The organism is Ruminiclostridium papyrosolvens DSM 2782 (assembly GCF_029318685.1).
Classification (GTDB): Bacteria; Bacillota; Clostridia; order Acetivibrionales; family DSM-1351; genus Ruminiclostridium; species Ruminiclostridium papyrosolvens.
Genome location: NZ_CP119677.1, coordinates 4,126,478 through 4,145,838 on the forward strand (window position 1 = coordinate 4,126,478; position 19,361 = coordinate 4,145,838).

Genomic DNA, 19,361 nt, shown 5'->3' on the forward strand with positions numbered 1-19,361 from the left:
TATACTAGTTATATTATTACTAAAATTATATATCATTAGACATATTTTCCAGTACCTTTGCAGATAAAGTCAACTCTTCCACTGAAGCCACTATCTCTTCAAAAGAAGTTGCTTGGGATTGATAAATATCATTTGCAGTATTTATCTTTGTACTTATTTCTTTAATAGAATTTTTAATTTGCTTTAGTACAAAATCAATTTGCTTTATGGAATCATTTGTTGAGCTTGCTAATTTACGAATCTCCTGAGCAACTATATTAAACCCTTTTCCGTGTTCTCCGGCTCGTGCTGCTTCAATGGCTGCATTTAGGCCCAACAAATTTGTCTGTGATGCAATACCCCTTATAAAACTAAGTATTTCATCAGTAGTCCCTGTATTCTCATCTGCTTCATTAGCTTCTTTCTGAATTTCATTGCTCATTGCCACAACATCCTGCAACCCGGAGGATACCTCATTAATTGCGCCGGAAATATGATGTAATGCTAAAGATTGATTTTTATAGGCCTCATTTAAATCAGAGCTTTTTTGCAAACTTTTGCCCAATAAAATACAACCAACTACAGTATCATTTTCTTTTATTGGTAATGCATACGACTTGAATGGTACACCATAAACTTCCTTAGGAACAACACTTGTAGTCATCTTGCCTGTTTGAATTGCCTTATAGGCAGCCCCGCCCTCGGGTATAGGATCACCCGGCTCTGCCTTTAGCTGAAGACCGGGGCAGCTTTGATTAATTATGTACCTTTCTCGATCCGTTATAGCTATTGATGCTGCATTGTCAAAAAATACGGCCATATAAGGAATAACCTTTGTGAATGCAGCTAAGATCTCGTTATCGATGACAATTGTTGGCATAGTATCATATCCTTTACAATATATTTATATCAACAATTGTATACTTGATTTGTATATTAAGTAAAGTTCCTATTTTAAAGTAAAATTACTGATTAAATAAAGAATATGTGCCTAGTTTGGCTACACATAACTTCTTGGACAAATTCATTATATTTTTACTAATAATTCCTTATAAGATGTAAAAAAACAGCAGTTGTATAAAGATACAACTACTGTTTTTTAAATAATAAGTTATTATATAATTTATTAAAGTGAGTTTACATAAATGTTTCTAACTGATTCCTTTGTTGCCTTAACAGGTGCAATAGCAAGCAAGCCGTCAAGACTAGGTGTTTCAAATGCAAGGTTAACAAGCTTATCAACAACACTGTCATCAAAGCCTTCATCTCTCAGGTGAGACTTTATACCTACACTCTCAATCCAGTTTCTTAAGCCTGTATATGCCTTGTCAGCTTCATCAGCGGTACCTTTAAAGTCAGGAAGAATTGGTTCAAAAATCTCTGCCAAAACTTCTCCTGATGCAGGGTAAATTTCTTTTACAACTGCAGGAAGCAGCATTGCAAGTCCAAGTCCGTGTGCAAGGTCAGGTCTTACTGCACTCAAAGGATGTTCCAGTGCATGTGTGTAATGCAGCAAACCGTTGTCAAAGGAAGTTCCTGCTATCAATGAAGCATATAAAAGATAGTATCTTGCAGTAAGATTTTCAGGTTCTTTTATGGCGATTGGCAAATATTTTGCAACCAATCTTATTGTTTCTTTTGCCAAAAGTATAGCCAACGGATTTGTAACTACTGTTGTTGAAGCCTCAACAACGTGGTTTATAGCATCAACTGATACATAAATTGTCTGTTCAGCCGGTAATTTAGTCATCAATGCAGGGTCGTCAATAGCAAACAAAGGATAAATGCAATCATATGCTATTGCAGGCTTGTATTCTTTAGAAGGAATACTTACAACTGCAAACCTGTCAACTTCAGTTCCTGTTCCATGAGTGAGGTTTATAGCAATAACAGGAGCCGCCTTTTCAGGAACAAAGCTGAGTTCATAAAGCTCTGTAGCATTTTTTTCAGGATAAGCCAATAGTATTGCAACACTCTTCGCTGCATCAATAGGGCTTCCTCCGCCAATTGCAATAACCGCCTCAGCGCTAAATGCTTTTGCTTCTGCAGTTGCTTCATCAACATGATCAACTGTAGGGTTTGGAGTAACTTTGCTGTACAATAAGTACTTTATTCCATTATCTTCAAGAGCTTTCTTTGTTACGTCCCATGCACCTGTCTTAATGTGCGAACTTTTACCTGTCATAACTATAACTTTTGTTATACCTCTTCCGGACAAGTTTGCTGCAACATCAGCCATTTTATTGATAGCTCCCACACCAAAAAACGCTGTTGTTTTAGCTCTTATTTCCACTACCTGATTAATATCAATCTTGTTTTCCCACATATTTTTACCCTCCATTTATTATAATTTATTTGTTAACTTTAATTTATATGCTAATATTATATCTACTTTGTTAAAAAAACAACAATCATTATCTATATTTTATCACAATATTTCCTTGTTTGCTCTCTTTATCTCAATTTAATAGAGGAATACATAACTTTGTTAATATTTTAACCGTTTTCCTTTAGGATTGCTTTGCTACTTCAAACCAACCCTGAGGATGTTTGCACACCGGGCATATTCCAGGTGCCTCAGCCCCCTCATGTATGTGGCCGCAGTTGGTACAAACCCACCTCACAGGGCCATTCTTACTATATAATGTCTGATTTTCAAGTTCAGTTGCCATCTGTTTAAATTTTTTCTCATGTTCACCTTCGATTTTTGCTATCATTCTGAAAGCAGCTTCTACTTGCGGAAAGCCCTCTTCCTTGGCAACATCAGCAAAAGCAGGGTAAACATTTGAATTTTCTTCATGTTCACCATTAGCAGCAGCTTTTAGGTTTGAAAGTGTATCTCCAAGCTCGAAGGGGTAACCGCCGTCTACTTTAACGTTGTTCTCATCTGTCCCCATCCCGTCAATGAGTAAATCGTAGAACACCTTTGCGTGAGCTTCCTCATTCTTTATTATTTGTCTGAACTCCTGTTCAATAACAACGTGCCCTTCTTTCCTTGCATAATTCGCATAAAAGGTATACCTGTTTTTTGCCTGTGATTCTCCGGCAAACCCCCTAGCAAGATTTTCAGAAGTTCTTGTACCTGATAACTTTCCCATAGCTGTCCTCCTATAATAAAATTTAATGTATATTGTTTCCTCTGAAAAGCAATTTATGCAGTATATCCAGAAATGTATTTAAAATTCCATTATTATAGATAGGGTAATTATCTTTCAAAAACAAAAAGCCCAATGGACAGACTTATTTTTATTAGTCGTCCCATTAGGCTTTTTAACTTAAAAAATTAATTTATCTGGAAGTAATTTCTGTCCATATCTTATCATAATCCTTGATAGAAGCATCCAAATCAACGAAAACCTCACAGCCCTTCATCTGTTCTTCGCTTGGATAAGCTGCAATGTCTTTTAATAAAGCAGGATCAAGCTTTTTCTTTACTTCGGTCTGTGGAGTTGAGTATCCTATATAGTTGGTATTTTTAAGAGCAATCTCAGTATCGCACATAAAGTTTATAAATTCTTCTGCTTCCTTCTGGTGCTTTGCGGTACTGGGAATAACCATTGAGTCAAACCACAGATTACTTCCTTCCTTTGGTATAGCGTATTCAAGATCTTTGTTCTGGTTCTTCATGTATACTGCATCCCCTGACCAAACTACAGCCAAAGCTCCCTCGCCCATTATCATCTTGTCCTTGACTTCGTCTCCAACATAGGCCTGTACAATATCCTTCTGTTTTATTAATTCATTCTTTGCTTTTTCTAGTTCAGCCTTATTTTTAGTATTAAGAGAATATCCAAGTTTCTTTAAGGCTACTGCTATAGAATCCCTTTGACTGTCCAGCATGAATATCTGTTTGTCATATTTTTTGTCCCAGAGTATATTCCAGCTGTTTACAGGTTCTTTAACCATTGTTTTATTGTAAATAATACCTACGGTCCCCCACATATAAGGAACAGAGTACTCATTTTTGGGGTCAAAGGAAAGATTCTTGAACTTTTCTTCAATATACTTGTAGTTTGGTATATTATTCAGATTTATTTTATTAACCATACCTTCATTTATCATTTTCTTTATCATATAGTCTGATGGAATGGCAACATCATAATCGCTTCCACCTGCTTTAAGCTTTACATACATTTCTTCATTCGTAGGAAATGTATCATAAACAACGTTTATGTTGAATTTATCTTCAAATTTCTTAATTACATCTTCTCCGATGTAATCTCCCCAATTGTATACCTTTAGTGTTGTTTTATCGCTTGAAGCTCCTCCGCAGCCTGTTAAAGCTGCACTGCCAGCAATCACAGCTGCTGCCAAAATACCTGCTAATATTCTCTTCATATTAAACCTCCATGCCACCAGTTTTAATTGACTTCCTTTTCTTTGTCTCTCTGTCTGAACGTATATTTATTATAAAAAGAAGAAGCAATACGCCGCCAAACATAAGAGTGGATAATGCGTTAATTGTTGGTTTTACCCCTGTTCTTGCCATCGAATATATGGTGATGGACAAGTTTGAAACTCCCGAACCGGTAGTAAAGTAGCTTATAACAAAATCATCTATTGAAAGAGTTATTGCCATAAGAAATCCTGAAATAATACCAGGCATTATTTCAGGTATTATTACTTTTCTAAGTGCATACGACGAACCTGCACCTAAATCCAAAGCCGCCTCATATAAATTTGTATTCATTTGTTTTAGCTTTGGCAAAACAGATAAAATAACGTATGGTATATTAAATGTCACATGAGCAAGAAGCATTGTAAAAAAGCCCATTTGCATTTTGACAAAAGTACCTATGAATACAAACATCAGCATAAGGGAAACCCCCGTAACTATGTCTGGATTCAGAACAGGCAGATAAGTCAGATTCATTACAGCGGTCCTTTTTGCTTTCTTCATGCTATGTATTCCTATTGCTGCCAATGTACCTATTACAACAGCAATTACAGAAGAAAGCAGAGCTATTATAATAGTGTTGTAAAAAGCATCCTTAATCTGGGAATTTCTGAACAATTCCTCATACCATTTGAAGGTAAACCCCGTCCAGTTACCACGGGACTTGGACTTGTTAAACGAGAAGGCAATCAGAACTACTATGGGTAGATACATAAAAAGCAGTATCAGCCCAAGATATGTCTTCATAATAATCTTTTTTACCATAGTGCTGCCCCTCCTCCCTTATCTTCGTCAAATCTGGACATAATTGCTATACTAATTAATATGAATATCATCATTATGATAGATATCGCTGCGCCAAAGTTCCAATCGTACACCGTCAGGAACTGTCTCTCGATGAGATTTCCTATCAGGGTATATTGTGCCCCTCCCAGTAGCTTTGATATTACAAAAGTAGTAACTGCAGGCATAAATACCATGGTAAGCCCTGACATAACTCCGGGCAGACTCAAAGGCAAAATTACTTTTTTGAACACAGTAACCCAGTTCCCCCCCAAATCCTGTGCAGCCTCTACCAACTTGTTATCCACTTTCATTAATACTGAATATATGGGAAGTATCATAAATGGAAGGAAGTTATACACCATTCCTAAAACAACAGCCCCATTTGTGTACAAAATATTAATTGTCGGGAGATGAAAAAATGATAGTATGGAGTTTATTATCCCATGTTTTTCCAGCAGTGTCAGCCAAGCATATGTACGAAGCAGGAAGTTCATCCACATGGGTATAATAAAAAGCATTGACATAGTAGTCTTCTTACTATACTCCTTACTGGCAAGTATAAGTGCAACCGGATAACCTATAATAAGACACACAAAGGTACTTAAAAGAGCCAGCCAGAGTGACTTGAACAAAACACTAAAAAATATGGGGTCGCAAAATCTGTAAAAATTTTGCAGTGAAAATCTGAAACCTTGCTCATCCTTTATGGTGAAAGCATAGAAAAGGATGAGCAAGGAAGGTATAATTATAAAAATAGCCATCCATACAAGGTATGGATAAGACAACCACTTCTTTTTCATTATCAGCCCATCCTTTTCATAATATGAATATCATTAGGGTTCATTACCATACCTACTCTTGAGCCGTTCTCTACCATCTGAGTACTGTGGATTGTCCAGACATAATCCTGTGCTTCCACCAGCATTTCATAATGAACTCCTTTAAAGGTAACTGACTTTACCTCCCCCGATATCATACCTTTGTCTTCACTTACAATCCCAATATCTTCAGGCCGTACCACAGCATCTATTTCTTCATTCTCTGAAAAGCCTTTGTCAAGACATTCAAAGACCCTGTTTGCAAATTCAACTGTAAAATCCTTTATCATCTTGCCTTTAATAATATTGCTCTCACCTATAAAATCAGCTACAAATGCATTCTTAGGCTCGTTGTAAATCATTTGAGGCGTGCCTATCTGCTGTATACTGCCTGCATTCATAACTACTATGGTATCAGACATTGTAAGGGCTTCTTCCTGATCATGAGTAACATATACAAAGGTTATACCTGTTTGCTTATGTATATTTTTCAGCTCTATCTGCATCTCTTTGCGAAGTTTTAAATCCAGCGCTCCAAGAGGTTCGTCAAGTAATAAAACCTCCGGTTGGTTAACAAGAGCTCTTGCAATTGCAACTCTCTGCTGCTGTCCTCCTGACAAAGAATCCACCGACCTCTTATGAAAGCCTTTAAGATTTACAAGTTCCAGCATCTCGTCTACTTTTTTACTTATAGTCGCTTTGTCCATTTTTTTAATTTTCAGTCCAAATGCTATATTCTCATATACATTCATGTGAGGAAAAAGCGCATACTTCTGAAAAACAGTATTGACCTTCCTTTGATATGGAGGTAAGTCATTTATCCTTTTGCCTTCAAAAAAAACATCTCCGCTGTCAGGCTTTTCAAAACCGCCTATTATTCTAAGAGTAGTTGTCTTTCCACAGCCGCTAGGTCCTAAAAAGGTAATGAACTCATTTTTTAGTATGTATAAATTTATATTGTTTAGTACGTGACTATCATCGAAACTTTTATTAACATCCTTTAGTAATATAATTGGTTGATTTTCGCTCATTCTTTTCCTCCAACAATTGTTCCTCATTAACTTACTTTTAAAAACTAGGCGGTGATGATACCCATAAAACAACGGACTGGCTCTTGGCTGAATTAACTATTTTATGGGTTGTGACAGGTTTAAAGTAGAAACATTCTCCTTTTTTTACCTTGTACTTCTGTGTACCCAGATAAACAGTCACACCTCCGCTGACAACATATCCGAATTCCTCACCATCGTGGGGGTTATCAAGCTCTGAACTCCCTCCCGGGTCCAACTTTATAAGAATAGGCTCCATGGCATTCTTCTGAGCATTTGAAACAAGCCAGTGTATCACGTAACCAGAATCCTTGTCTTCTTTAGTAAAAACATCATCTTTTTTAAAAACAACCTTTTCATTTACAGACTCGTTGAAGAAGTCCTTTATGTTGGTTCCCAGTGATTCCAGAATATCAATCAGGGTTGCAATCGACGGAGAAGTCAAATCCCTCTCTAGCTGGGATATAAAGCCTTTTGACAATTCACACCTTCCGGCAAGTTCTTCTTGCGTAAGACCATTTTTTACTCTTAGCTGTTTTATTTTTTCACCGATATTCATTGACATTCCTCATTTAGCATAAGTAAACTTTTTGTTTACTTCAATTAAACAACAAATAAATGTATATCACATTCTATTAACAGTGTCAATAAAATCTAACATTTTTTTGCATAAATATACACTCTACACTAAAATGATAGCTTTTTAACCGCTAAAAAAGCAGTTACACGTATTTTAAACGCGCAACTGCTTTACATAAATTTACATTTACTACCCGATGAAACCTCTTATAAATGCCCTTGTTCTTTCCTTCTTAGGATTAGTAAATATGTCCTCCGGCTTACCTTCTTCTACAATAATGCCACCATCCATAAAAATAACTCTGTCTGCAACTTCCCTTGCAAAATTCATTTCATGGGTTACAACCACCATTGTCATATGTTCTTCAGCAAGCTGTCTGATAACTTTAAGCACCTCGTTTGTAAGCTGTGGGTCAAGCGCAGATGTTGGCTCATCAAAAAACAGAACATCAGGTTTGAGTGCAAGTGCCCTTGCTATAGCAACTCTCTGGCACTGACCTCCTGACAGATTACATGGATATGCATTTGCTTTGTCTTCAAGACCCATCTTTACAAGGAGCTCCATGGCTGTTTTTTGGGCTTCTTCCTTGCTCACCCCTGCAACGCTTACAGGTGCCGCCATAATGTTGTCCAAAACGCTATAATGAGGAAAAAGATTGAAGCTCTGAAATACAAGACCTAATTTCAAGCGTATGTTTCTTAGCTTCTTTTTATCTGCATAGACTGCTCTGCCTTGTGCATTGGTAGAAACCATTACGTCATCCTCTACGGTAATTAAACCCATATCTACTTTTTCCAAAAGATTAATACATCTGAGCAGTGTACTCTTCCCGGAACCTGACGGGCCTATTACTGCAACGACCTCACCTTTATTAACCTCAAATGAGATTCCTGAAAGCACCACATTTCCATCGAAGCTTTTATATATATCTGTTGCTTTTATCATTTCCATATATTACCTCCGGATAAATCCCTTTTTACCTATCTATAATAATTAAGCTTTTTCTCTGCAAATGAAAACGCCTGAGCCACAATAAGATTCATAATAAAATAGAAGACTCCTGCAACAAACAAGGGCTGTACCGAGGACACCCTGCTGGAAGCGTTTTGGGCAACTCTGAACATTTCTTCCACAGCGATTGCTGAAACAAGTGCAGTATCCTTAACAAGGGTGATTACTTCGTTGCTGATAGGCGGCAATACTCTCTTGATGACCTGAGGTAAAACAATCTTAAAAAACACCTGCAGTTTAGTAAAGCCAAGAACTTCTCCAGCTTCATACTGCCCTTTAGGAATAGACTCGATTCCGCCTCTGAATATCTCAGCAAAGTAAGCCGCATAATTAAGTACAAATGCAATAACGGCAGCAGTAAATCTTCCCACTTTAGCATCAAAAAGATAGGACGGTGCAAAATAAACCACCAGTAGCTGCAGTATTAATGGCGTTCCTCTCATTATTGAGATATAAATACTTGTAATCCATCTAATAAATATATTTTTTGTTCTTCTACCAAAGGATATAATAAGTCCTAAAGGTATTGAAAAAATAAGTGTTAATGCAAATATTTGTAAAGAAACTACCATTCCATCCAATAACAATAATACCAGCTTCACTGATAAATCCCCTCTCCGTCATTAACTAAGCCGGGTTTTACACCCATGCCTATCTATTTTATATTACAATAGAGTAATTTTCTACATTTATATTGCATTATTTACTGCCATATCACAATTTATCACCTAAAAACAGGGCCGATATATATTATATCAGCCCTTTTTTGAAGTCTACGAATATGATCAATTTTCTTATAAGCATTTAAATTACTTTCCTATAATGGATATATCCTTACCAAACCATACGTTTGATATTTCAGCTATTTTGCCCTCTTTTGCCATTGTCTTTAAGGTATCATTTACTTTTGTCATCAATTGAACGTCAGCTTTTCTGAAACCAACTCCATACTCCTCGGCAGCCAGTGATTCATCCAATATTCTGTATTTTTCACTATTCATCTTAATCTGATATCTCGCTACTATCTCATCCATAACAACACCATCGGTATTGCCGGTTTTAAGATCCATAAGACATAGTGTGTTGTCCTTGAGTTCTACTACATCTTTTAGTGATTTTTTGAAATCTGTATTTTTATCTATTGCATCAGCAGCACTTGATTGTGCCTGAAGGGAAACTGACTTTCCTTTCAGATCCGCCAGAGTTTTGAACTTTGAATCTGCTGCTACAACAACTACCTGATTGTTTTTCATGTAAGGGTCTGAAAACAGTATATTTGCCTTTCTTTCTTCGTTAATGGAAAAACCGTTCCATATGCAATCGATGTTTCCGGTATTCAATTCCTGATCCTTTGAATCCCAATTAATTGGCTGAATTTTAAGCTTAACACCTAAACGTGCTGCAACTTCCTTTGCAAGGTCTATATCATATCCTACTATATTATTATTTCCGTCTCTGAATCCCATTGGAGGAAAATTCTCGTCCAAACCCAGTACAAGTTCGCCCTTGTCCTTTACCTTATCCCATGACTTCTCCCCAGTGGAAGTGTTTGAAACAGCTGTATTTTCAGCAACTTTACTTTCACTGGCTGTACTTGAACTGCTTGAAGAATCTCCGGGAGTCCCGCAACCTGCAATTAAAAACGTCAACGCCATGGCGCTGGCTAAAACCTTGATTAATTTACCTTTTTTCACAAATACCAATCCCTTCAAATAAAATAATGTTTTTCTTTTTTTCTCTATCTCTCTATTTTCGTCTTTCTTCTACACATTATTTTACTTCATAACTTTATTAAAGTAAAGTAATAAGTTAATAAATTTACTGGGATTTATTAACTTAAAACAATTTGCTAGGATATGTTGAGTTTGTACTGCATAGATTTAATTAGTAGATACTTGTCTTTGATTAAACGGTTAAGAGGTGACTTTATTTGGCTAAAACCAAGTTCTTTAAAATAATAATGTGTTTCGGTTTAATAGTTTGTATCCTTGCCGGATCAACTGCAATACTATTAAGGGATAATACAGGTCAGGTGTTATCAGTAAATAAAGAGGGCTATATTAAATGGGTGGAATATAATGTCCCCTATGAAGCAATGGAAAGGGCACTAAGTATAGATGTAAAATCCCATGAGAAGCCTATTCAACTTCATTGGGTTGAAATGCTGGCATATATCGCTACTAAATACGGCGGTAACTTTAAGAAATATAAAGCAAAGGATTTGGATGAGCTTGCCGATAAGCTGAATCAGGGTCAGACCATGGAGCAACTTACTGCAAATATGAAGCATTATAACTATTTTTATCAGGCTTATGACGCCATCCTTGGTAACTTCGTAGGTGAATACGACATTCAGGTAAAAGACCCCGATAATAATGAAAAGACAATCTGGCAAAAAAAATATGGTCTGAAAGTCTTTTCTCCTATAGCCAGAGGCTACAGCTTCAGTCATTATGATGATTTTGGCAGCAGCCGTTCTTTCGGCTTCTCCAGAAAGCACTTGGGGAACGACCTAATGGGCTCTATCGGAACTCCTATTATGGCAGTAGAATCCGGTGTTGTGGAGGTTATGGGCTGGAATATGTATGGTGGCTGGAGAATAGGCATACGCAGCTTTGACAAGAAAAGATACTACTATTACGCTCATTTAAGAAAAGACAGACCCTTCCATGCAGACCTTTATGAAGGAAAGACCGTAAAAGCCGGAGATGTTATAGGTTACCTTGGAATGACAGGCTACAGCACGCGTGAAAATGTTAACAATATTACCACACCCCATCTTCACTTTGGTATGCAGCTTATTTTCGATGAATCACAAAAGGAAAGCAATAATGAAATCTGGATTGATGTATATAATATTGTAAACCTTCTTCAAAAGAATCGTTCAGCAGTTACAAAGGACGAAGAAACCCGTGATTTTTACCGCACTTATGACATTATGGAATCAAATGTAAAATAACACTTTTAAAAAGTTTTATATAAAATGGAGGTATTTTTATGTATGAATTGTTTAATAAAAAAATCATTAAATACATTTTAATTGTTTTTGCCGTTTTTTTAATCCTGATACTGCCTTTGGCTCTTATCCTGTCCTCTACAACCAGCGTTTTTGAGGACGCACTTGAAAGCTTGGGTAAAGATAATGGAATTAAAGTACCAATAGTAATGTATCATGGCACGATCCCCAAATCCAAGGATTTAGGCAAATTTGTTATTACTCCCGCAGAACTGGAAAGTGATATTAAGTATCTGAAGAATCACGGGTATACCTCAATTACAATGACGGACCTTATAAACTATGTGCATAATGACGGTGAACTACCGACTAAGCCTGTTATGCTTACCTTTGATGACGGATATTACAATAACTACATATATGCAACACCTATTCTCAAAAACTACGATATGAAAGGAGTTATATCCGTTGTTGGGGAATTTACCGAAGCCTCTACAAGAATACCTGAAAACAATGTACAGTATTCCTATGTAACCTGGGAACAAATAAAAAATATGAATGACTCAGGTATATATGAAATACAAAATCATACATTTAATCTTCACAAATACGGAAAAAACAGATCTGGAGCAAAAAAGAACAAGGGTGAATCCATTGAAGCCTACAAAAACCTTTTGAACTCTGACGTTGGACTACTTCAGCAAAGGCTAAAGGAAACTATGGGTATTGAGCCAAATACCTTTACATACCCCTTTGGTTATATGTGCAGTGATTCAGTACCTATTTTAAAGGATATGGGCTTTAAGGCAACTTTGTCCTGCTCTGAAGGTGTTAATATCATCAATAAAAATAAAAAAGATGTTCTTTACGGCTTAAAGAGAAAAAACCGTCCTCACGGAGTTTCGACAGAAAGTTTCTTTAAAAAATTCTGTCCATAGATACCCATTTTTCTTCCAGTGGTGTATAATTATCAAGGCAGAAGACACATTTTTTAGAGAATCAGGAGAATAATCACATATGAGTATTTTTGAAGCACTAATGCTCTTAAGTTTCGGTGCGGCATGGCCTGCGCAGATTTATAGGTCTTATAAATCCAGAAAGACAGCAGGAAAAAGCATTGCCTTCCTTTACATTCTGATATTCGGCTACCTGTGCGGTATAACAAACAAAATTTTGTATCAGAGAGATATTGTTTTGGCACTTTACATAATCAACCTTTTTATGGTGTCTACAGATATTTGTCTATACTATAGGAATAAAAAAATTGAAAAAACAGAAAATCAATAGAGATTTTCTGTTTTTTTAGGCATATTTCACTCCTAATTATGTAACCTTTTGTAGTTTTTCTTAATATTATATATTATAAATGATTATGTAAATCACAAAATATTTAAAGGAGTGAATTTTATGCCACATGGTGACAACTATTTCCATTCTAGTGGGTCAGCAGGAACTGATAGTTCGTCCGGCTCCTGGTCGAGAAATAATGTCGTATTAAGTTCAAATACAGGAGGACTTGGCCCTCTACCCGTAATCACCACCCTTTTTGCCGATCCGATTAATGTAGTATCTACTACCATTGACACAAACGGCCTGAGAAGAACTACTAATTTACTTCATTTTACAAGTATTATAAACCTTCCCTTGGGGGTTTCAGTAACCTTCAACTTTGAGATTTTGCGTTCATCTGAAGATGGTTCAGCTGTTAAAGTCGGCCCTACCTATACGTTCTCAACTATTGTTGACGTATTGGAGGCAGAATCCTTCAGTTTCCAATTTGTTGATACAATGTTGACTCCCGGCAATTACACTTATTCTGTACAACTCTCTACTAATTCCATAATTGATATAACTCCCGGAGCCTCAATTATGAATGCAACGTTAAGTGTATTAGCAGTCGAGAGCTAACCACCATCCACTTCTCCTTCTGGCTGCTGCAAAATAAATTGCAGCGGCCTCTTTTTAATGCACATATATAACAAAAATTATTAAAATTTACTTGTTATAATTTGCCATTTGTGATATTAATAGTAAAAGCGGTTAAAGCGTGACCAGTAAAAAAACTCAATTTGCTACAAACTAACAACTACATACATTTAAGGAGAATACAATTAATGAAAATAGTATGCCCTATATGTAAGCAAAAACAGGAATTTAATTTTAAGCTATTATTTAGAGAGAGATGTAATTCCTGTAATGAAAAATATTATCTCCATTATAGCAAACCAATTAAATTATTCCGTTTTTTAATGCAATCTTTTATTATCTCTATTGGAATTTATATTTCTACTACTAATTACCAAAAACTACTACTCATCCCTCTTTTTTTTATTTCTTTTATGTTAATCGAAATTTTATGCCTATTATCTTTAAAAGAACAATGTAAATAAAGCCTTTGGTGTACCTAAATTACATGGTGTAGACAACACCATGCTCCAGTCTATTTGTTATACCCATGCCTACCAGCGTTAACTGTCCACTATTACACATACAGTAACACCACTTTCGTTAATATCTGCAAACCAGTTATGGCTTTTTGTTAAAAAAGTCTTCATGGTATTCATCCGAATAATCTCTTTCATTGCTTTAATTACATAATTCTTTAACCATTTCTGTATTATGTCAATATACTGTATTAAGAGTTTGTATATAAATTTATACAAATGACGGGAGGTGTCTAAATGTCATACATAGTTGAAATAAAAAATATTGGAATGAATTATCAATCACCAAATGGCGAAATCCCTGCCATAGCTGACATCAGTATGAATATATCCAAAGGCGAATTTATTTGTATTGTAGGTCCCAGCGGCTGCGGTAAGTCAACGCTGTTATCTATTATCGCAGGGCTGGTCAAACCTTCTTGCGGCAGTATTTTCATAAATGGCGGTGGTAACGATGAATGCTTGCAGAAGGTGGGTTATATGCTTCAAAAGGATTTTCTCTTTGAGTGGAGTACCATACTGGAGAATGTCATGCTGGGGCTTGATATAAAGAAAGCTCTTACCCCTGAAAACAAGGATTATGTTTATAATCTTCTTGATACATATGGACTCAGTGAATTTAAAGATAAATATCCTTCCCAGTTGTCAGGGGGAATGAGGCAGCGTGCCGCTCTGATTCGAACACTGGCTTTAAGACCTGAAATACTTCTTTTGGATGAAGCATTTTCTGCCTTGGATTACCAGACCAGACTGGCAGTTACAGAGGATATATATTATATTATCAAAAAAGAAAACAAAACTGCAATTATGGTTACTCATGACATAGCTGAAAGCATAAGTATGGCTGACAGAATTATTGTTCTCACAGGCAGGCCATCCTCTATCAAAAGTGAGCATAACATTTTGTTATCCTGCAATGACGTAAGAACTCCATTCAACAGCCGTGAAGCTCCCGAATTCAGACAATACTTTAATTTGATTTGGAAGGAGCTGGATGTACATGTTTAAGCATAAACAAGCAACAATTTTGTCTAAAGAAAGGTTTGAGTATCTTAAAGCAAAAAAGCGACGGAAAGTATCAGTACTTGTAACACAACTAGTTATTCTTGTGGTTTTTTTTGCACAGTGGGAGCTTCTTGCAAGGCTGAATATTGTAGACTCCTTTATTACAAGTCAGCCTTCCCGTATTGTTAATACCATAATCAATCTTTACCGAGAAGGACAATTGTTTCATCACATTGGCATTACATGCTGGGAAACCTTTGTAGGCTTTGTAGCCGGTACAGTGTTGGGTACCTTGATAGCCGTTGTACTTTGGTGGTCGGAGTTTTTGTCAAAGGTTCTGGAGCCCTACCTAGTTATACTAAACAGTCTTCCTAAAATAGCTCTTGGACCTATTTTTATCGTTTGGTTCGGAGCAGGGACTACTTCCATTATTATTATTGCCCTTGCCATATCTATTGTTGTGTCTATTCTGGAAGTTCTCAACGGCTTCACGGCAACCGACGAAGAGCAGATAAAGCTGGTTAAAACCTTCGGTGCCAGCAAATTTCAGGTTTTTACCAAAGTGGTTTTTCCTGCGAATCTTCCGGTAATAATTAACTCATTAAAAATAAATGTGGGGCTTTCATGGGTAGGAGTAATTGTTGGTGAATTTCTTGTATCCAAATCAGGACTTGGCTATCTCATAGTATATGGTGGGCAGGTCTTCAAGCTTGATTTAGTTATGGCAAGCGTTATTATACTATGTATTGCCGCAGGTATCATGTATCAGGCAGTTGTTCTGCTTCAAAAGCTTCTTATAAAAAAGCATATCTGATACTGCTTTAAGTTTTATAAAAGAAGGGGGAGTTGTTTATGAAGAAATCAATTATTTTATTAGCTATATTAACATGTACCATTTTTGTACTGCCATCTTGCGGCAGTAAGGATAATTTAACTAAAGTTAGGTTAAGTGAAGTAACACATTCCGTTTTTTATGCTCCGCAGTATGTCGCATTAAATAAAGGCTTTTTTAAGGATGCAGGACTGAATATCGAGCTTCAGAACGGTCAGGGAGCCGACAAGGTTATGACAGCAGTTTTGTCGGGACAATGTGACATAGGCTTGGCAGGCCCCGAAGCAAGTATATACGTATATAACGAGGGTAAAGCTGACTACGCACAGGTTTTTGCACAGGTTACAAAAAGAGACGGTTCTTTTCTTGTAGGCAGGAAGCCTGAACCCGGTTTCAAGTGGAGTGACTTAAAAGGCAAGAATATCGTGGGCGGAAGAAAAGGCGGAGTTCCCGAAATGACACTTGAGTATGTTCTCAATAAAAACGGCCTTGCTCCCGGAGCTGATGTAAATGTTGACACAAGTATACAGTTTGCACTTATGGCAGGCGCCTTTACCGGAGGCAAGGGCGATTATGTAACTTTATTCGAACCAGTTGCATCCTCTCTTGAAAAAGAAGGAAAAGGCTATATATTGGCTTCAGTAGGTCAAGAAAGCGGAGAGATACCGTACACGGCATATTTTGCTAAAAAGAGTTTTATAGATAAAAATAAAGATGTTATTCAGAAGTTTACCGATGCATGTTAATGCTATTCTAAAATTGTACCACTTACCGGTAAAAAAATAGGCCACCTTAATCAAATTTTCCTGTATGATTTTGTTATCCAGACACTATCGTACAGGAGGAAAGGTATGATTAAGATGGCACAATTAGAAGATATCAGAAAAATGTACTTTATGGAAGACCTAAGTATCAGAGAAATAAGCCGCAGAACCGGAATTCACAGGGATACAATTTCAAAGTATTTATCTCTGGAGGAGACAAAACCTCCTAAATATAAGCTAACCAAAGAACGCAACCATCCTGTTTTAGGACCATATATACCAATGATTCGGCAAATTATCGAAGATGATAAGCAAAGGCATCGTAAACAACGGCATACCGGAACAAAAATATTTGGAATTTTAAGGCAAGAAGGCTTTAGCGGTGGTTACAACACTGTTTCTGACTTTCTCAGGCAGGAATACAGAAAACAAAAAGAAGCATTTCTTCCGTTGGAATTTGAGCTCGGAACTTATGCGGAAGTAGATTGGACAGAGGCATATTTCTATCTGAACGGTAAGGAAACAAAGGCTCATATTTTTGTTATGAAATTGAGAGGCTCTGGAGGCTTCTATGTAAGGGCATATCCCTTTGAGAAGCAGGAGGCATTCTTTGACGGACATATTAAATGTTTTGAGTTTATGAAGGGTGTACCCTACAAGATAGCCTATGACAATTTAAAAACAGCAGTTAAGAAGGTACTTCAGGGCAGTAATCGGGAAGAACAGGAGCAATTCATATCTCTTCGCACTCATTACCTTTATGAATCTACATTCTGCAGACCTGCTAGGGGTAATGAAAAAGGCGGAGTAGAAAATGCAGGTAAAGAAGTAGTCAGAAGATTCTTTGTACCTTATCCGGATGTAAATTCCTTTGAGGAATTAAATCATTACTTACATAATGAATGTATTAAGCTATTAGAGAAAAACTCAAAATGGGAAGCTGAAAAATCCGCATTAAGGCCATTGCCCACAGTAAGGTTTGATGGAGCAAGGTATAAAGAGGCTAAAGTTAACCGATATTCAATGATACAATTTGAAACCAACCGCTACTCCGTCCCTACTTCATATGTTGGAGAAAAGGTGACAGTTAGGGCAACTGCTGAAGAGATTAAAATTATCTCAAAAGGCTCTACAATCGCAGAACATTTCAGAATACATGGCCGCAATAAGGATAGTATCATACTGGATCACTATCTGGAACTTTTGCTTTTCAAATCTCGAGCATTAGGAAATACAAAAGTATACAACCCTCAGACACTTCCCCCTATCTATGAACAATATCGCCGCTGCCTGTTAGCAAGGAATCCCAGAGGTAACCGGGAATTTGTAAAAATACTTATGCTCCATAGAGATTACCATCCTTCACAGGTAACTGAAGCTATTGAAATAGCAATGGAATACAATGTTTACGGATATGACGGGGTACTTAACATACTGGGGCAGACATTGGTTTTAAGCCATAAAGCAGATCCCATTAACAAGGACAAGCTTCAGAGCATTCCGGAAGTTATTGTAACACCTCCTAATCTTGATAAATATAGCATACTGATGACAGGGGGTGATCATTAATGGCCGTTAACAAAATGCTTCTAGAAGCATATTTTAAAAAACTAAAAATGCCTCAGGCTGCCAAGATCTACGAGTCTTTAGCGAGAGAAGCCGCAGATAACAATCTTGATTATGAGGGTTACTTGTTAGGAGTATTGGAACAGGAAGTTCACCAGAGAGAAAACAACCGTATTCAAAGAGGCATACGTCAGGCATGCTTTCCAGTAATTAAAACACTTGAAAGTTTTGATTTTAAAGTAATCCCGTCCCTACGCAAGCCCAAAATATTGAAGTTAATGCAGGGGGAGTATATTGGGAACAGGGAAAACATAATACTTGTAGGTAGCTCTGGTGTAGGTAAAACACATATTGCAACGGCTCTAGGTTATGAAGCCTGCCGTCAGGGTATGAGAGTAAAATTCTATACGGCAGCAGGATTGATAAACGAATTACTTGCAGCACAACAGGAATATCGTTTAAACAAGCTTGAAAAACAGTGGTTGGGGCCACATTTAGTTATTCTGGATGAATTGGGATATGTACCATTCAGTAAGGTAGGTGCGGAATTGCTGTTTCAGTTTTGTTCTTCCCGATATGAAAGAGGTAGTCTAATCATAACTACAAATTTGGAATTTCCAAAATGGACGGAGGTGTTGGGAGATGAACAAATGACTGCGGCTTTATTGGATCGGATAACCCATAATGCCCATATATTAAATATTAATGGTGACAGTTATCGGTTTAAACAGGCCCTTGCCAAACAGACTGAGAATGTTTAAATTTTTATGTATAGGTGGCCTAAAATTTGACCAGCAAGTGGCCTAAATTTCGATTGACATTAACAGATGCACTTTACAAAGGTCAAGTATGGGTAGACACCCATTCTCCCAAAGAAATTGCAGAAGTATTAAAACCGTCCTTTCCTGACACTGATACAGAGCTTCTGACAGTTGTTGCCGAAAGGTACAAAAAAATTGATGCCTGGTGTAAGGAACCTGATATGAAAAAGGAAGCCTTTGAACTGCTCCAGACTGTAATGAATAAGGCAGGTGAACTAAAACAGAAAGTGCCCTATGACAAGGTGGTTGTTAACACCTACGCCCATAAGGCAATTAAGTAAGTTATAAATTTCTGTTTCAGCATCTGTACTCCCGTATAAAATTGTATCAATGATTGCTTATAAGATATTTGCA

General features: G+C 36.8%; 20 protein-coding genes and 1 pseudogene. 10 read left to right on the plus strand and 11 right to left on the minus strand.

Translation table 11 applies throughout. The features are described 5' to 3' along the window. Window positions 1-25 precede the first annotated feature (25 nt). From P0092_RS18225 to P0092_RS18275, 11 genes are all read right to left on the minus strand, one after another. Complete coding sequence (locus P0092_RS18225) at window positions 26-859, minus strand: methyl-accepting chemotaxis protein (protein WP_004622166.1); 834 nt, start codon at window positions 857-859, stop codon at window positions 26-28. 246 nt (window positions 860-1,105) lie between these two features. After that, window positions 1,106-2,305, minus strand: a complete 1,200-nt coding sequence (locus P0092_RS18230; protein WP_004622164.1) for an iron-containing alcohol dehydrogenase — start codon at window positions 2,303-2,305, stop codon at window positions 1,106-1,108. Window positions 2,306-2,489: 184 nt separating this feature from the next. Beyond that, window positions 2,490-3,077 (minus strand): rubrerythrin, encoded by a 588-nt coding sequence (gene rbr / locus P0092_RS18235; protein WP_004622163.1) that lies wholly within the window; start codon window positions 3,075-3,077, stop codon window positions 2,490-2,492. A 190-nt stretch (window positions 3,078-3,267) separates the two neighbouring features. Then, a complete protein-coding gene (locus P0092_RS18240) occupies window positions 3,268-4,317 on the minus strand; it encodes an ABC transporter substrate-binding protein (RefSeq protein WP_004622161.1) in 1,050 nt (349 codons plus the stop codon). A 1-nt stretch (window position 4,318) separates the two neighbouring features. After that, the gene (locus P0092_RS18245; RefSeq protein ID WP_004622158.1) at window positions 4,319-5,140 is read right to left on the minus strand and encodes an ABC transporter permease; all 822 of its coding nucleotides are present in this window, start codon (window positions 5,138-5,140) and stop codon (window positions 4,319-4,321) included. Continuing rightward, window positions 5,134-5,961, minus strand: coding sequence for an ABC transporter permease (locus tag P0092_RS18250; RefSeq protein WP_004622157.1), 828 nt, complete (start codon window positions 5,959-5,961; stop codon window positions 5,134-5,136). Before P0092_RS18250 ends, P0092_RS18245 begins: the two co-directional genes overlap by 7 nt. 2 nt (window positions 5,962-5,963) lie before the next feature. Next, window positions 5,964-7,010, minus strand: a complete 1,047-nt coding sequence (potA, locus tag P0092_RS18255) for a spermidine/putrescine ABC transporter ATP-binding protein (protein ID WP_004622155.1) — start codon at window positions 7,008-7,010, stop codon at window positions 5,964-5,966. Between the two features lie 37 nt (window positions 7,011-7,047). Continuing rightward, window positions 7,048-7,587, minus strand: coding sequence for a helix-turn-helix domain-containing protein (locus P0092_RS18260; RefSeq protein WP_004622154.1), 540 nt, complete (start codon window positions 7,585-7,587; stop codon window positions 7,048-7,050). A 210-nt stretch (window positions 7,588-7,797) separates the two neighbouring features. Continuing rightward, entirely contained in the window at window positions 7,798-8,559 is a 762-nt protein-coding gene (locus tag P0092_RS18265; protein ID WP_004622151.1) for an amino acid ABC transporter ATP-binding protein, read from the minus strand. Window positions 8,560-8,588: 29 nt separating this feature from the next. Beyond that, entirely contained in the window at window positions 8,589-9,221 is a 633-nt protein-coding gene (locus P0092_RS18270) for an amino acid ABC transporter permease (RefSeq protein ID WP_004622149.1), read from the minus strand. Window positions 9,222-9,428: 207 nt separating this feature from the next. Further along, the gene (locus tag P0092_RS18275; protein ID WP_004622146.1) at window positions 9,429-10,313 is read right to left on the minus strand and encodes an amino acid ABC transporter substrate-binding protein; all 885 of its coding nucleotides are present in this window, start codon (window positions 10,311-10,313) and stop codon (window positions 9,429-9,431) included. Between the two features lie 236 nt (window positions 10,314-10,549). Here P0092_RS18275 and P0092_RS18280 point away from each other — a divergent pair, with 236 nt between their 5' ends. From P0092_RS18280 to P0092_RS18325, 10 genes and pseudogenes are all read left to right on the plus strand, one after another. Then, window positions 10,550-11,578, plus strand: a complete 1,029-nt coding sequence (locus P0092_RS18280) for a M23 family metallopeptidase (RefSeq protein WP_004622144.1) — start codon at window positions 10,550-10,552, stop codon at window positions 11,576-11,578. 38 nt (window positions 11,579-11,616) lie between these two features. Further along, window positions 11,617-12,513 (plus strand): polysaccharide deacetylase family protein, encoded by an 897-nt coding sequence (locus tag P0092_RS18285; protein ID WP_004622142.1) that lies wholly within the window; start codon window positions 11,617-11,619, stop codon window positions 12,511-12,513. A gap of 79 nt (window positions 12,514-12,592) precedes the next feature. After that, complete coding sequence (locus tag P0092_RS18290; protein WP_004622140.1) at window positions 12,593-12,862, plus strand: PQ-loop domain-containing transporter; 270 nt, start codon at window positions 12,593-12,595, stop codon at window positions 12,860-12,862. Between the two features lie 120 nt (window positions 12,863-12,982). Then, on the plus strand, window positions 12,983-13,483 hold the full coding sequence (locus P0092_RS18295; protein ID WP_004622138.1) for a DUF4489 domain-containing protein: 501 nt from the start codon (window positions 12,983-12,985) through the stop codon (window positions 13,481-13,483). 773 nt (window positions 13,484-14,256) lie between these two features. Continuing rightward, window positions 14,257-15,027: an ABC transporter ATP-binding protein gene (locus P0092_RS18300; protein WP_004622136.1), complete on the plus strand. Its 771-nt coding sequence runs from the start codon at window positions 14,257-14,259 to the stop codon at window positions 15,025-15,027. Next, window positions 15,020-15,838 (plus strand): ABC transporter permease, encoded by an 819-nt coding sequence (locus P0092_RS18305; protein WP_004622133.1) that lies wholly within the window; start codon window positions 15,020-15,022, stop codon window positions 15,836-15,838. Before P0092_RS18300 ends, P0092_RS18305 begins: the two co-directional genes overlap by 8 nt. A 38-nt stretch (window positions 15,839-15,876) precedes the next feature. After that, window positions 15,877-16,596, plus strand: a pseudogene (locus tag P0092_RS18310) (ABC transporter substrate-binding protein); the annotation flags it as partial. Between the two features lie 111 nt (window positions 16,597-16,707). Beyond that, window positions 16,708-18,189 (plus strand): IS21 family transposase, encoded by a 1,482-nt coding sequence (istA, locus tag P0092_RS18315; protein ID WP_004616428.1) that lies wholly within the window; start codon window positions 16,708-16,710, stop codon window positions 18,187-18,189. Then, window positions 18,189-18,947, plus strand: coding sequence for an IS21-like element helper ATPase IstB (gene istB / locus P0092_RS18320; RefSeq protein ID WP_004616432.1), 759 nt, complete (start codon window positions 18,189-18,191; stop codon window positions 18,945-18,947). The genes istA and istB overlap by 1 nt, the downstream gene beginning before the upstream one ends. Window positions 18,948-18,973: 26 nt before the next feature. Next, a complete protein-coding gene (locus P0092_RS18325; RefSeq protein ID WP_040759126.1) occupies window positions 18,974-19,288 on the plus strand; it encodes a hypothetical protein in 315 nt (104 codons plus the stop codon). Window positions 19,289-19,361: the final 73 nt, after the last annotated feature.